Here is a 14,431-nt window from a genome sequence, read left to right as displayed (position 1 = left end):
TCAGCCACTCACCCGTCGCGCCAGAAATCAAACACGCGCCCCCCGGCCCCCCCCCCCCCCCCCCCCGGCGGGGGCCCCCCGCCCCCCGCCCCTCGGCCGTGGGCTTCTCGATCCGCACGAGGCGTCTCCCTCCGGCGGCGCGAAGGACGGCCCCGGAGGGAGAGGTACGGCATCACGGCCGGGCAGGGCCGGCGGTGGCCCTTGCCCGACGGCGCGGCCGGCCCCGTACGTCCGGCCCGCCCGGCGACGTCAGCCGCGACGGAGCGTGATGGTCGTCCAGGCCCCGACGTGCACCTGGTCGCCGTCCTGGAGCGGGACGGGGACATAGGGCTGGATCGGGTCCTCGGCGGTGTTGAGCGTGGTGCCGTTGGTGGAGTTCTGATCGACCACGGCCCAGCCTCCGTCGGGCTGCTGCACCAGCACCGCGTGCTGGTGCGAGACGCCCGGGTCCTCCGGCGGAACGGACAGATCGATGTCGGGGGACTCGCCGGTGCTCTGGCGGCGGCGCCCGATGGTGATCTGGCTGCCGGTCAGCGGGAGGTGCTGCTCGGGGGAGTACGCGGGCAGGTTGAGCCCGGTCGCCTCGGGGCCGCTGCGCTGCATCATCGCGAGGAAGTACTCGCGGTCCGGGGCGACGACGGCCGTCCAGGTCGTGGACTGCGGGCTGTGGTTCTGCCCGTGGTTCTGTCCGTGGTCGGGAGCGTGCCCCTGCCCGGGACCCTGGCCGCCCTGACCCTGGCCCGGGAACGGCTGCTGCATCTGCTGCTGGAAGCCCTGCGGCGGCTGCGGAGCGGACGGCTGAGGTGCCGGGGGCTGCGGAGCGGGCGGCTGCGGGGCCATGCCCTGCGAGGGCGGAGGCAGCATCCAGTCGTCGCTGCCGCCCTGCGGAGCCTGGGGCCGTGCGGGGGCGGGCGGCGCCGACTGCTGCTGGAAGGACGGAGGAGGCGGCGGACCCTGCTGGAACGAAGGCGGGGGCGGCGGACCCTGCTGGAAGGACGGCGGGGGCGGCGGGCCCTGCTGGAAGGACGGCGGGGGCGGCGGACCGCCGTGACCACTCTGCTCGGAGGAGAGCGGCTCGGCCGGGCGGTTCATCTGCGAGGGCCGCGAACTCTGGTATTCGAACGGGTCCCGCTGCTGCTGGGGCGGCGGTCCCTGCTGCGCCTGGAAGCCGGGCGGCAGGTTGAGACCGGGCACCGGGGGCCCGGGTACGCCCTGGGGGGCGAGCGGCGTGTACGAGGTCGCCGTGTTCGTGAGGAAGTTCCAGCGGCACTCCTCGCAGAAGGGCGTCATCGCCTCGCGCGGGGTGCGGCACTGCGGGCAGAGCTCGACGCGGGCCGTCGGCTCACCGGGGCCTGCGGCCTGCGGGTAGCCGTAGCCGGACGCGGGCGGCGGGGGAGGCGGCGGCGGAACGGCGCCCGCGGGGGCGCCCGTCCCGGCCATGCGGTGTCCGCAGACCTCGCACCAGTCCTCGGAACCCGACTGGTGTCCGTTCGGGCAGGTCGGCATGTCGGCGCTTCCCCCTCTCCTCGTCCGGCCCGGGGGCCGTCATGCTCGTGCGGTTGCCGGTGGCTGCCGCGCCGTTACTTCTTGACGCGAACGGTCTTCGTGGAGCGCGTTTCGAGCGTCATCTCGTCCGCCTCCGCGACCTTTGCCTTCAGTCGCACAGTACCGGTCGCAGCATCGACAACGTCGACCACCTTCGAAAGCAGTTTCGCAGTGTCCTCGTTCCCCGAGGCGGACGCCAGCTGCACCGCACGGCCGAGTTTGGCGGTCGCGCCGTCGAAGTCTCCCGCCTTGCGCGCGTCGAGCCCCTGCTGGATGACATGCGCCAGTTCCGCCTGACCCGTGTAGTGGGCGACCTGGGGATTGATCGACGTGGACGCCACCATGTCGTCCGTCCAGACCGCCCGTACGAGACCCTGCGAGAGCGTTCGGGGAGCACCGCCCGAGGGGTCGGGGAGGATGAGCGAGACCCTGGCGGCCAGCATCTCCTGGCCGATCCCGGCCTCCGGGACCTGCACACACACGTGGTAGTCGCGGGATTCGTCGCCCCAGGAACCGGTCGGATAGTCCCCTGCGCGCGGACCCGCCTCGGTACGGCGGCCGGTGAGGTCGGCGACCGTCGGCGCCACCTGCTTGACGAACTTGATCTCGACCCCGACGGGCGTCCAGAGCCGCAGGGCCACGTCCGCGACCTCCTTGCCCATCGCGTTCTCCATCATCTGCGTGAAGTCCGCCGCCAGCCCCGCCGGATCGGCCACGATGTCGGCCGTACCGAGGAGTGCGGAGGCGACCGCTGTGACCTCTTTCACCTCCCAGTCGGTGCCGACACCACGTGCGTCGCAGGTGAAACGGCCTGCGCAGGAGTCGAGGGCCGCCCGCAGATCCTCCGGCGACTCGTGCTCGTTGCGGCCGTCCGTCAGCAGGATGCCGTGCCGGATGTCCACGTCGGCGCCGCCGAGCAGCCGGTCCGTCAGCCGGAGCCAGGTGCCGATCGCCGTACCGCCGCCCGCGCTCAGCCGGCGCAGCGCGTCCTTGGCCTGAGCCTTCGTCTGCGCGTCGGCCGTCGCGAGCCGGCCGCCGCCCGGGTAGACGTCCTTGGCCACGTGCGTACCGGCGACGACCGCGAACCGGGTGCCGTCGCGCAGGGTGTCCACGGCGGCCGCCGTGGCGTCCCGCGCGTTGCGCATCTTCGTCGGCGGGTAGTCCATCGAGCCCGAACAGTCGACCATGATCACCACGGCGGCGCTGGCGGCCTGCCCGGGGACCTGCGAGGGCCTCGCGGACGCTCCGGCCAGCGGCACTCCGCCGGTGGTGCCCCCGCCCGTCGACGTGACGGTCACGATGCCGTTGACCTCACGGCCGCCCTCGGGCAGATATTCGTTCTGGTAGACCTCGACGGAGAACTGGGGCACGTTCGACTTGGAGAAGTTGGCCATCTGGTCGGCTCCTTGAGGCTCCACGTAGGTCGGAAATTCGCGCGGGATCCAGGCGGGTCAGGCGGTGCTCCACGGGGGTGCTGCCCCCTGGGGCGTCACGACGAACGGCAGCAGCGCCACTGTTACGTTGTCGTGCCCCCCGCCGTCCAGGGCGTGACCCACCAGCACCTGGGCGCCGTGCAGCGGCCGTTCGTGCGCGTCCGCCGGTACGGCGGCGGCCATTTCCGCCGCGGATTCCGCGTAGTTCCACAGGCCGTCGGTGCACACCACGACCAGGCCCGGACGGTCCGGCTTGAACGAGGCGGTGTGCGGCTCCAGATCGTAGGCGTCGGCGCCGAGCCAGCCCGTGATGGCGTGGGCGCGCTCGTCCGCGTACGCCTCCGCCTCGTTCATCAGGCCCGCCGACACCATCTGCGCCGCCCACGAGTCGTCCTCGGTGAGGCGGGCGGGCGCCACGGCGCGGTCGTCCGGCACCCAGTAGACCCGGCTGTCGCCCACCCAGCCGATGACCAGCAGGCCACCGGCCATGATCGCGCCGACCAGGGTGCACGCGGGGGCGTTCTGATGGCGGTGCTGCTCGTGCTCCATCGCCCGGGCCGGCTCCTCGGCCAGGGCGTTGACCGCCTCGGACGCGGCGATGATCGCCTCGTGCATCGCCTGCTGCGGGTGCGTACCGCGCGGCAGGGACTCCAGCAGCGCCTCGTTGGCGGTGCTCGCGGCGGCGGCCGACGCCTCGTCGGGGCGGCTCGCCGACGAGACGCCGTCACAGACGATCGCGACGACGGCCGGGGAGCCGTCGGGCAGGGCGGTGGAGGACACGGCGAACGCGTCCTCGTTGCGGTGGTGCCGCAGGCCCCGGTCGCTCACCGCGGCCACCGCACCGAGCTCCTGCTCCATGTGATCGCGCTCCCGGGGCTGGGCGTGACCGCAGTTCTCGCAGTAGCCGTCGGGATCCACATGGCCCGAACGGCAGGCCACGCAGACCTTGCCGCCCGCGGCCGGGGGAGCGGTGTGCTCGGCGGTACGCGGATCGGGAGCCCCCGGGGCCGCCAGTTCGAAGTCGCCCGAGCTGGGCTCCCCGCCGGGCTCGTCGTGGCGCACCGGAGGCTCCGTGACGGGCAGCGCCGCGCCGCCGGAGTCCGTGCCGGGCAGTTCAGCCGGGTGGTGGACGGGCGCGGGCAGGTCGGAGCTGTCCACCTCCGAGGCGGCCGGCCACTCGACCGGACCGGCGGCCGGTGCGGAGGCGGGGGCCGGGACGGTTGCCGGCGCGGCAGCCGGGCCCGGCTCGCCCCCGCCGCCCGGTGCCGGTACGGCGATCGCGATGGTCGGGCGGTCGTCCGGCAGGGCGGGCACGGCCGACAGGTCGTACCCGCACGCCCCGCAGAACAGGTCGCCCGTCTCCAGCGGTTCCTCGCAGCCGGGGCAGTTGGTCAAGGAGGTCTGCTGGTGGATCTGTGACATCTTCACACCCACGTCCGGGGGCGGAAACGGTTGGCCCGCTCCACCAGTTCGATCCGCTCGTCGCCACGCTGCGCGAGGCGGGCGAGTATCCGGTACGAGCGCTCCAGACCGAATCTGAGGCCCCGCTCGTCCAGTTCGCTGCCCAGCAGCGTCCTCGGGCCCGAAGGTGCGTGCTGCGCCGGGACCGGTGAGGGAGCCGCCGGACTACCGGAGAGTACCCAGTCGAGCGCGGTACCCAGAACTTCGGTCGACAACTGCTCACGCCGTACCGCGTCCAGGCCGAAGCCCGCCAGACCCGTCACCTGCGCCGCCGCCGCCGACAGGTCGTCGAGCAGCGGCTCCTGAGGGGCGCGCTCCCGCAGCCGGGCCCGTACGGCCGCCACCCGGGCCGCCGTGTAGTGGATGGACGACTCCGGGACGGACTCCAGTGTCCGTACGGCCCCGACCCGGTCCCCGGCCGCGATCTGCACCCGGGCCAGGCCGAACGCCGCGCTCACGAAGCTCGGGTCGGTCGTCCACACCAGCCGGTAGTACTCGGCGGCGTTGTCCAGCTGGCCCAGGACCTCGGCGCAGATACCCAGGGCCAACTTGGGGGCCGGTTCGCCGGGGAACGCGTCGTAGACCGCGTCGAAGGACAGTGCCGCGTTCTCCTTGTCCCCCGTCACCAGCGAGGTGACACCGCGATACCAGACGACCCTCCAGTTGTCCGGGTGCTCGCCCTCCAGATGGGAGAGGGCCCGTACGCCCGCGTCGAGGTCGCTCATCTCCAGCCGGGCGCGCAGCTCGCGCAGCCGTGTCTCCAGAGAGGCCGCGGGTACGGCCTGGAGCGCGGCGATCAGTTCGTTCGGCGCGGACGCCATCACCCCGGCGAGGAAGCCGGCGTTCGGGTCGTTCGCGTCGACGCGGGGCACCGGCAGCGCGAGGGAGGTCGCCCGCGCGTCGAACCCCGCGAGCCGCGGCCCGCCGCCGGTGTACGCCCCGGGCAGCGGGGCGGGCACGGGGGCAGCGGGACGGGGAGCCGGGATGGCGGTGTACGCCGGTGCGGGGGCGAGCGCGGTACCGGCACCACCGGTGCCACCGCCGCCGCCCCGGACGTGCGTGTCGGGCGCCGACAGCGGCGCGGCACCCGGAGCGCCGTACGCGGCCGGGGCACCGCCGAAGGCCCCCGGCGTCGGTGGAGCGGCCACCGGGACCGGTGCGGCCGGTGCGGGGGCGGGCCCACCCCGCTTCCGACGGCCACCGGCTCCGGCCGACGCGACGCGGCCGCCGAGCCGTGACACGTCGCCCGTCAGCTCTGCGAACAACTCGGTGTCCGTCACCCGCAGTTCCGCACCGAACAGCGTCGAGAGCGCCGGGCGCGGCCGGCCCGTCTGCAGGGCCACCACCTCACGTAGCACCCCGGTCAGCTGCTCGGCCATCTCCGTCGCCGAGGCGAACCGCCGGGCCGGGTCGGGATCGGTGGCCCGCACGAGGAGCCGGTAGAACGACTCGTACCTCCGGAACACCTCGATGTTGTCCGGGTCGGGCAGCGAGTCCACGAACACGTTCGTATAGCCCTGGAAGTCGAACGTGAGCACCGCGAGCGTCCGCGCGACCGTGTACAGGTCGGAGGCGACGGACGGGCCGACCTCCGCGACCTCGGGCGCCTGGTAGCCCACCGTGCCGTAGATGGCCGACTCCTCGTCGTCCATCCTGCGCACCGCGCCCATGTCGATCAGCTTGAGCTGGTCCTCGGTCTGGATCGCGTTGTCGACCTTGAAGTCGCAGTACAGGAGGTTGCGGCTGTGGAGGTGGCCGAGCGCCTCCAGCGCCTCGATGCCGTACGCGCACGCCTGCTCGACCGGCAGCGGGTCGCGCTTCCCGGCCGCCGTCCGGCGCTCGTTGGCGATCTCCTTGAGCGCCTTGCCGCCCACGTACTCCATGACGATGTAGCCGTCGAGGGAGCCGGTCCGCTGGTCGAGGTGCTCGACGAAGTTGTAGATGCGGACGATGTTGGAGTGCTCGATCTCCGCGAGGAAGCGCCGCTCGGAGATGGCCGCGGCCATGGCGTCCTGGTCACCGGTGTCCAGCAGGCCCTTGAGGACCACCCACCGGTCGGAGACGGCACGGTCCACCGCGAGGTACACCCAGCCGAGCCCGCCGTGCGCCAGGCAGCCCGCCACCTCGTACTGCCCGTGCACGATGTCGCCGCCGCGCAGCTTCGGCACGAAGGAGTACGGGTGGCCGCACTTGGTGCAGAACCCCTCGGTGCGTCCCGGCCTCCGGCCGCGCGCCCGGCCCACCGGTGCCCCGCAGTCGGAGCGCGAACAGAACCGCTTGCGCTCCGGGACCTCCGGGTTCTCCATGACCGCGGTCCGCGGATCGGGCCGCGGTACGTCCGGCACGAGCACGAGGCCGGCGCCCAGCCGTCCCCGGCCGGACGAGCTGGTCGACGAGCCCGAGGAGCGCACCGACACCGAACGGGCCGTCGCGCTGCCAGAGAGGGAGCGGGACAGCCGCCCGGAGACGGACCGCCGTGACGTGGACGAGCGCGACGACGACCTCGACGAGGCCCGCGAACCCGACCGCTGCGAGGAGCTGTTGCTGCCCCGGCTGCCACCCCTGCCGCCGCCCGCGATACCGGTCGGCGGTGAACTGACCATGCCCGTGGGCGAGACGACCGGAGCCAGACCGCAGGTGCCGCAGTACATCTCACCGCCGCCCATGTCCTCGTAGTCGCCCTCGCACGCGGGGCGCTGGCACTGCGTACTCATCGTGTCTCCCCCTGTTCGCCCCGCCGCCTCGGCGGCCCCGTTCCTGTCCGTCCGGCCCCACGTGTGCTCATGCGCGTCCCTGCCCGTCCCGCCGGTCCTCCGGTCCCGGGGACCGCTGGGGAGTCAGCAGCTCCGCCGCGGCCTGCTGGAAGCGCAGGACCGCCTGCTCGGCGACCCGCAGATCGCAGGGCGCGCTCCACAGCATCCGGCGGGCCGCGTCGTACCGCTCGATGAGCAGCGGGTCCTCCGCGAGGCCGTGCCGGGCCACCTTCGCCTTGTACGCGTCCAGCCTGCCGCGCAGTTCCGCGCGGACGGCGAGCGGCGCCGTCACGGAGGTCAACGACTCACGGGCCCGCAGCAGTTCGTCCTCGGCCTCCCGCTCCAGAGCCTCCAGGAGCGGGGAGAGCCGGTGCCACTGGGCATGTCTGCGGTAGTCCGAAGCCGCGGCCAGCCGTTCCTGCAGCGCGGTCGGCGGACCGCTGACCGCGGGCACCTCGGAGGCCGCGATCTTCGCAAGCACCTCGCCGCGCGCCGACCGGGCCTCGGCGAGCGTGCGGTCGGCACGGGAGAGGACGTCACGCAGGTGGACCAGGCGCTGTTCCGCGTCCTGGCGCACCGCGAGGACCGCCTCGATCTCCCGTCGTACGTCCTCCAGGGCGCGGGCCGCCCGGTCGTAGCGGGTGGTGTCCGGGCGGCCTCCGCCGGGCGCCGCGCTGCCGGGACCCGGCAGCCAGAACGCCAGCGGGTCGGATATCACCTGCACCCGGAGCGTCGTCAGCTCCTCGGTGATCGATTCCAGGTCGTCACCGGACGGATGCTCACCCGGCCGCACCCCGACCGAGTGCGCCAGCGAGGCGGTGCGGCGCAGTTCCGCGGCGAGCAGATCTATCCGGGCGGGCAGCGCCGACCATACGGAGTCGGACGCCACGACCATGTCCAGTGCCCCGGCGTACAGCTCGTTCATCCGGGCGACCAGTTCCTCCAGCGAGAACTGCTCGGAGAGCATGGCGGGCCCGGTGACCGAAGGGGTGTGCCCCGCCGCGCCGGCCACCGTGACACTCCGGCCGCGCAGCAGCTCGGTCAGCGCCTGCAGGTCGTCCCGGTTGGGATAGCGCCTGCGGGCGCGCACCGAGCGGGCCTCGGTCAGCGCCGCCGCGTAGGCGTCGAAGTACTCCCACAGCAGCGTGATCGACTGCTCGGTGGCGGCCCAGCGGTCCTTGGTGACGCCCGTCAGACCGGCGCCCTCCAGGAGCCGGCGGCCCGCATGGTCCTGCAGGGCGAGGAGCGAGGTCTCGATGGCCTCGTGCTCCGCGCCGAGCCGGGCCAGCGCACGGTCCGCCTCGTCCCGGTCCAGGACCGGGCCGGGGGGCCTCCCCGCGAAGCCGGGGAAGGAACCCGCCACGCCCATCGATCACCTCTCCGCTCTTGCCGTCCGGCCCGCGGGCCGGAGGATTCAGTTGCTCAGGTACTTGGGCGCCGGGGGCGCCGTGATCCCGGGCAGGCCGGAGGCCAGCCACTTGCGGTACGACACCATCCAGGGACTGTCCGCACCGCCCTCGCGATAGTCGACCAGCACCTGGTTGACGCGGGCCACGAGATCGTCCGCGCCCTTCTTCGCCGCGACGCCGTAGTACTCCGTGGTGAAGGGCTTGTCGCCCTTGAGGACGACGGCCGGGTCCTGGGCCGCCTGACCGGCCGCCAGCGCGTTGTCCGTGACGATCGCGTCGACCTCGCCGAGCTGCAGCCGGACCAGACAGTCCAGCTGGTTGGGCACGGTCAGCTGGTCCTTGTCCTGCTCGGTGCCGTCGCCCGCGTCCTTGAACACCGCGCCGAACGACTGGTTCTCCAGGGCCTCGTAGGCCGTGGAGCCCTCGGCCGTGCAGACCCGCTTGCCGTCCAGCGACTTGTCGTACCCGGTGATCGCGGAGTCCTTCGGGGCCAGCACCTGCTGTCCGGCCTGGAAGTAGGCCGTGGAGAACGAGACCTGCTCCAGCCGCTTGCAGTTGATGGTCATCGTCCGCACGACGACGTCGACCCGGTCGTTCTCCAGCGCCGCGATGCGCTGGTTGGTGGGTATCGCACGGAAGATCACCGCGTCCCGGTCGCCCAGGATGTCCTGCGCGATGGCCCGCACCAGATCGATGTCGAAGCCTTCCAGCTCGCGGTTCTCCGGATTGCGGTACCCCCACCGGAAGCTGTTCTGGTCGACACCGGCGATCAGCTTGCCGCGTGCCTTGATCCTGTCGATGCTCGGGCCGTCGGCGCTCCTGGGCGGAAGGCTCGCCTCGGGATCCGTGCACTCGTCGGCGCGTGCCTGCACCGCGGAGGTCGCGCCCTGGCCCACGGTCTTCGTACCGAAGGAGCCGTCCCCGCTGTGGGACAGCGGCAGCAGCGTGAGCGAGGCGGTGATCGCGCACGCCACGGCCATGCCCGTCACCCCGCCCCAGCCCCGCAGCCTGCTGCGCCCGGACCGGTCTCGTTCCCTGGCCATCGCTCCCCCTCTCACCGGTACTCCGAGAGCCTGCGGTTGACCCCGACGACGGCGGCGGCCGCGCCCAGCAGGCCGAGCGCGGCGGCTCCGACGGGAAGCCCGCCCAGCGCGCCGCGCCCGTCCTTCGCGGAGTCGGTGAACTCCCGCTGCTCGTACGCGAGCGCCTTGCGCAGTGCCTCGTCCACCTGCTCGAAGGACTCGCCCGTGGATTGCGCCTGGCCGATGATCTGCTTCAGCGCACCGTCGTAGTCGCCCTGGTCGTCGGTCGTGCGGGCCTTGCGGTGGCGCACCTGCCACTCGGACACGTTCTTCATGGCGTCGACCACCGGCGCGCTCCCCTGGGTGCCTTCGGCGAGCTTCTCGGCGCTCTTCAGCTGTGCACCGAGAGCCTTCATGCCCGTGGTGTAGTCGGTCTCGTACTTGTCGTTCCTGCCGTCCGCCGTCAGCACCGCGCCGCGGGCGACCAGCGTGAGGTTCTCGTTGGCGCGCGCCTTCAGCGAGTTGATCCGTGCGTTGTTGAGGACATCGAGTGACTCCTGCCCGTGAACCATCGCCGCACGCAGTTCGGCGCGTGCCACCGTGTGTCCCACGGCCAGCCAGAGCAGCACAACGGTGGACGCGGCGGTCGCCGCGAGCAGCCCGTGGTTGAGGACCCGGTTCGTCCTGCGGTAGTTGCGCCGCTGCATCCACACCAGAGCGGCCAGCACCAGGAGTCCGGCGCCGAGCGAGAGGTAGGGCCACTGCCGGGCATCGGCCGAGTCCTCACCGAGCCGGCCCGTCTCCGCCTTGTACAGCCGCTCCGCCGCGGGCAGCAGCTCGTACGTCATCTTGTGGTTCGCGTACCGGAGGTAGGCGCCGCCGAGCGGCAGTCCCTGGCGGTTGTTCGCCCGTGCCCGCTCGATCAGACCGGTGTACACGGGAAGCGTCTCGGCGAGGGTGGTGATCTCGTGGCCGGACGAGGTCGAGGCGTCCGTGCTCGCGGCCGCTCTCACGAGCAGCCGGGACGCTTCGCCGATGTCCTTCTCGTACTGCTCGTGCACGTCCCTGGGTTCCTGCGCCCCCGCCAGGAATCCGCTGGCCGCCATGGTGTCCGCGTCGGCGAGCGAGCGGTAGATGCTCGCCGCGTCCGCGCTGAGCGGCTGACTGCGGGTCACCACGTCGTCGGCGGCGCCGGACCTCGCGGAGATCTCCAGAGCCGTCACGGCCCCGAACGTCACCACCAGCAGGGCCAGCACGGCCCCGATGATCTGCAGGCGGCCGGGCTCGGTCGTCGCCGCGGCGCGCAGCCGCTCCGTCGGTCCGGCCCAGGCGCCCTGATGCTGCGCGGGCGCGGGCGCGGACGCTCGCGCGGGCGCACGCTCCCGCAGCGAGCCCCCGTTCGGCGGGTATGTCACTTGACCTCCCCCTCGGTCACTGACCACGGCACGGCCCCCCGGCCGTGCGGGGGACTGGTACCCGGCCAGCAGTATGGCCGAGGGACCGACATCCACACCAGGAACAGGCAGATCGACCTCCCCGTAATGAACACGTACAGGGCGGGTGATCGGTTCCCGGACCCGTGGGGCACCTCGCGCCGGACGGGCGTGCGAACAGCCCGTCCGGCGGTCGGGGACGAGGAGGTCTCCCGGGTGTGCGCACCCGGGAGACGTCACACGTACTGCGCGCGCAGCCTCGTGTGCACCTCGGGCGCGGCACCCGTGTGGTCCAGACCCAGCAGACCCGCCCCGAGGACCGGCGGCTGTGCGACCACCCGGATCGCTGCCTTCGGGGCGCGTGCGGCGAGGAGTTCGGTGATCCGCTCGTCGAGCTGCGGATGACCCGCGGTCAGCACGCTGCCGCCCAGCAGCACGGGCGCCTCCTCCTCCAGCAGGTCCAGGCGGGTCAGCGCCACCGAGGCCATGGCGACCACCTCGTCCGCCAGCCGGTCCACCAGGGAGCGGGCCACCGGGTCGCCGGCGGCGCTCGTGGCGAACAGGACGGGTGTCAGCTCGTGGCGCGAGGTGTGCGGGATCCGTCCCCGGTGCAACGCCTCGATGAGCGCGTACATCGAGCCGAGGCCGAAGTGGGCGGGAAGCGTGCGGACCAGCTCGGTCGCCTCGCCCCGGCCGTCCTCGGCCCGCGCCGCGAACCACAGGGCCTCCTCCGCGAGCCCGGCGCCGCCGCCCCAGTCACCGGAGATCCGGCCGATCGCGGGGAAGCGGGCGGTCCGTCCGTCCGGCACCATGCCCACACAGTTGATCCCCGCACCGCAGACGACGGCCACCCCACGGGGCTCGTCCACCCCCGCGCGCAGGATCGCGAAGGTGTCGTTGCGGACCTCCACCGTGCTCGCCCACCGCCGGGCGAGCAGAGCCTCCGTCAGCTCCGCCTCCTCGACGGGGAGATCGGCGTTGGCGAGGCAGGCGGACAGATGGCCGTGGGGGCCGACACGCGCGCCGCACGCCTCCAGGGCCCGGCCGAGGATCGCTCCCAGCACGTCCAGTGCCGCGTCGATGCCCACGGCGGGCGGCTGGAAGCCACCGCCGCGGGCTGTCGACAGGACCGTGCCGTCCGCCCCGATCAGAGCCACGTCGGTCTTGCTGTTGCCCGCGTCGATGGCGACGACCGAGACGTTCACGCCCACGCGAGGTGCTCCCGGTTGTGGGCGATCAGCCGGTCGGTGAGACCTTCGGCGTACTCGTACTGACCGATCAGCGGGTGTGAGAGCAGCGCCTTGAACACCCGCTCGCGGCCCCCGCGCAGCGCGGCGTCCAGAGCCAGGTCCTCGTACGCCGTCACGTTGGCGATCAGACCGGCGTACAGCGGGTCGAGGCGGGGAACGGCGAGCGGAGTCGCCCCCGTGCCGTCGACCCGCGCCTGCACCTCGATCACGGCGTCGTCCGGCAGGAACGGCAGCGTGCCCCGGTTGTACGTGTTGACCACCTGCACGGCGGATCCGCCCCCGCCGAGGAGGGAGGCCGCCAGGTCCACGGCCGCCTCCGAGTAGAAGGCACCGCCGCGCTTGCCGAGCAGCGCGGGCTTCTCGTCCAGGGCCGGGTCCCCGTACAGCGCGAGGAGTTCCTTCTCCATCGCGGCGACCTCGGCGGCCCGGGACGGCTTCGTGCCGAGCTCCCGTACGACCTCGTCGTGCGCGTAGAAGTACCGCAGGTAGTACGAGGGGACGACCCCGAGCCGGTCGACGAGCTCCCGGGGCATGTGCAGGTCCTCGGCGATGGCGCCGCCGTGCTCGGCGATCAGCCCCGGCAGCACGTTCTCGCCTTCGGGGCCGCCGAGGCGCACCCCGAGTTCCCAGGTCAGATGGTTCAGCCCGACATGGTCGAGATGCACCTCGCCCGGTGTGACGTCGAGCATCCTGGCGAACTTGCGCTGGAAGCCGATCGCCACGTTGCACAGGCCGACGGCCTTGTGCCCGGCCTGGAGCAGGGCCCGGGTGACGATGCCGACGGGGTTGGTGAAGTCGATGATCCAGGCGTCCGGGTTGGTACGGCGGACCCGTTCGGCGATGTCCAGGACGACCGGGACCGTGCGCAGCGCCTTGGCGAGGCCGCCGGCGCCGGTGGTCTCCTGGCCGACGCAGCCGCACTCCAGCGGCCACGTCTCGTCCTGGTTGCGGGCGGCCTGGCCGCCCACCCGGAGCTGGAGCAGGACGGCGTCGGCGTCCGCGACACCGGCGTCCAGATCGGAGGTGGTGGTGATCTTTCCCGGGTGGCCCTGCCTGGCGAAGATCCGCCGGGCCAGGCCACCGATGAGTTCGAGGCGGTCGGCCGCCGGGTCGATGAGCACGAGCTCCTCGACCGGCAGGGTGTCCCGCAACCGGGCGAAACCATCGATCAGTTCAGGGGTGTAGGTGGACCCGCCACCCACTACTGCGAGCTTCATGTCAGCCCTTTACTCCGGTCAGTGTGACGCCCTCGACGAATGCCTTCTGGGCAAAGAAGAAGACGAGGATCACGGGGGCCATGACCAGGACGGTCGCGGCCATGGTCAGATTCCAGTCGGTGTGGTGCGCGCCCTTGAAGGACTCCAGGCCGTAGCTGAGGGTCCAGGCGGCAGGGTTCTCGGAGGCGTAGATCTGTGGGCCGAAGTAGTCGTTCCAGGCGGCGAAGAACTGGAACAGGGCGATCGCGGCGATCCCCGGTCTGGCCATCGGGATCACCACCCGGATCAGGGTGCGCAGTTCGCCGCAGCCGTCGACCTTCGCCGCGTCCAGGTACTCGTCGGGGATGGTCAGCAGGAACTGCCGCAGCAGGAAGATCGAGAAGGCGTCTCCGAACGCCATCGGGATGATCAGCGGCCAGAGCGTGCCGGACAGGTCCATCTGCTTCGCCCAGAACAGGTACATCGGGATGATGACGACCTGGGGCGGCAGCATCATCATCGAGATGACGAGCATCAGCGACAGCTTGCGCCCGCGGAAGCGGAACTTGGCCAGCGCGTACGCCACCGGCACGGACGACAGCACGGTCAGTACCGTGCCCACCCCCGCGTACAGCAGCGTGTTGCGCCACCAGGTGAGGAACCCGGGAGTGTCGAAGACCTTCCGGTAGTTGTCCCACTCCCAGGTGTTCGGGGTGAGATCCCGGGTCAGGGCCTGCTGGTCGCTCATCAGCGAGGTCAGCAGGACGAAGACGAACGGCAGGACGAAGAAGAGCGCCGCGGCGATCCCCAGCGAGTGGACGGCGATCCAGTGCAGCAGCGCCTTGCGGCGCGCGGTGCGCTCGGCGGGGGTGCGTGCGCCGGTCGTCGCCGCGAGGGCGGGCCTGTCGAGGAGTCGTGTGGTCATGGGC

Annotated in this window: 10 protein-coding genes; all 10 read right to left on the bottom strand. The window is 72.5% G+C overall.

The genetic code is table 11. The annotated features are described in order from the left end of the window. Positions 1-249: 249 nt before the first annotated feature. The 10 genes from AB0C82_RS17160 to AB0C82_RS17115 all read right to left on the bottom strand — a co-directional run bounded on the left by AB0C82_RS17160 (position 250) and on the right by AB0C82_RS17115 (position 14,427). Entirely contained in the window at positions 250-1,506 is a 1,257-nt protein-coding gene (locus AB0C82_RS17160; protein ID WP_362842033.1) for an FHA domain-containing protein, read from the bottom strand. Positions 1,507-1,580: 74 nt separating this feature from the next. After that, positions 1,581-2,939: a VWA domain-containing protein gene (locus AB0C82_RS17155; RefSeq protein ID WP_362842030.1), complete on the bottom strand. Its 1,359-nt coding sequence runs from the start codon at positions 2,937-2,939 to the stop codon at positions 1,581-1,583. Between the two features lie 57 nt (positions 2,940-2,996). After that, the gene (locus AB0C82_RS17150) at positions 2,997-4,400 is read right to left on the bottom strand and encodes a protein phosphatase 2C domain-containing protein (RefSeq protein ID WP_362842027.1); all 1,404 of its coding nucleotides are present in this window, start codon (positions 4,398-4,400) and stop codon (positions 2,997-2,999) included. A 2-nt stretch (positions 4,401-4,402) separates the two neighbouring features. Then, positions 4,403-7,153 carry a tetratricopeptide repeat protein gene (locus tag AB0C82_RS17145; RefSeq protein WP_362842025.1) on the bottom strand — a complete coding sequence of 917 codons (2,751 nt, stop codon included), beginning with the start codon at positions 7,151-7,153 and terminating at the stop codon, positions 4,403-4,405. A 67-nt stretch (positions 7,154-7,220) separates the two neighbouring features. Then, entirely contained in the window at positions 7,221-8,561 is a 1,341-nt protein-coding gene (locus AB0C82_RS17140; protein WP_362842023.1) for a hypothetical protein, read from the bottom strand. A gap of 45 nt (positions 8,562-8,606) precedes the next feature. Next, the gene (locus tag AB0C82_RS17135; RefSeq protein ID WP_362842021.1) at positions 8,607-9,644 is read right to left on the bottom strand and encodes a glutamate ABC transporter substrate-binding protein; all 1,038 of its coding nucleotides are present in this window, start codon (positions 9,642-9,644) and stop codon (positions 8,607-8,609) included. 11 nt (positions 9,645-9,655) lie between these two features. Then, entirely contained in the window at positions 9,656-11,038 is a 1,383-nt protein-coding gene (locus AB0C82_RS17130) for a hypothetical protein (protein WP_362842019.1), read from the bottom strand. 254 nt (positions 11,039-11,292) lie between these two features. Further along, positions 11,293-12,267: a BadF/BadG/BcrA/BcrD ATPase family protein gene (locus tag AB0C82_RS17125; RefSeq protein ID WP_362842016.1), complete on the bottom strand. Its 975-nt coding sequence runs from the start codon at positions 12,265-12,267 to the stop codon at positions 11,293-11,295. Next, complete coding sequence (locus AB0C82_RS17120) at positions 12,258-13,523, bottom strand: 6-phospho-beta-glucosidase (protein WP_362842014.1); 1,266 nt, start codon at positions 13,521-13,523, stop codon at positions 12,258-12,260. Before AB0C82_RS17120 ends, AB0C82_RS17125 begins: the two co-directional genes overlap by 10 nt. Position 13,524: 1 nt before the next feature. Then, positions 13,525-14,427: a carbohydrate ABC transporter permease gene (locus tag AB0C82_RS17115; RefSeq protein ID WP_362842011.1), complete on the bottom strand. Its 903-nt coding sequence runs from the start codon at positions 14,425-14,427 to the stop codon at positions 13,525-13,527. Positions 14,428-14,431: the final 4 nt, after the last annotated feature.

The sequence above is a fragment of the Streptomyces sp. NPDC048560 genome, assembly GCF_040650955.1.
Taxonomy (GTDB): domain Bacteria; phylum Actinomycetota; class Actinomycetes; order Streptomycetales; family Streptomycetaceae; genus Streptomyces.
This window is presented reverse-complemented; position numbering and strand designations above follow the sequence as displayed.

Coding starts and splice junctions, on each gene's coding strand:
- AB0C82_RS17145 (WP_362842025.1), bottom strand. CDS start 7,153: ATGAGTACGCAGTGCCAGCGCCCCGCGTGCGAGGGCGACTACGAGGAC.
- AB0C82_RS17160 (WP_362842033.1), bottom strand. CDS start 1,506: ATGCCGACCTGCCCGAACGGACACCAGTCGGGTTCCGAGGACTGGTGC.
- AB0C82_RS17135 (WP_362842021.1), bottom strand. CDS start 9,644: ATGGCCAGGGAACGAGACCGGTCCGGGCGCAGCAGGCTGCGGGGCTGG.
- AB0C82_RS17150 (WP_362842027.1), bottom strand. CDS start 4,400: ATGTCACAGATCCACCAGCAGACCTCCTTGACCAACTGCCCCGGCTGC.
- AB0C82_RS17120 (WP_362842014.1), bottom strand. CDS start 13,523: ATGAAGCTCGCAGTAGTGGGTGGCGGGTCCACCTACACCCCTGAACTG.
- AB0C82_RS17115 (WP_362842011.1), bottom strand. CDS start 14,427: ATGACCACACGACTCCTCGACAGGCCCGCCCTCGCGGCGACGACCGGC.
- AB0C82_RS17155 (WP_362842030.1), bottom strand. CDS start 2,939: ATGGCCAACTTCTCCAAGTCGAACGTGCCCCAGTTCTCCGTCGAGGTC.
- AB0C82_RS17140 (WP_362842023.1), bottom strand. CDS start 8,561: ATGGGCGTGGCGGGTTCCTTCCCCGGCTTCGCGGGGAGGCCCCCCGGC.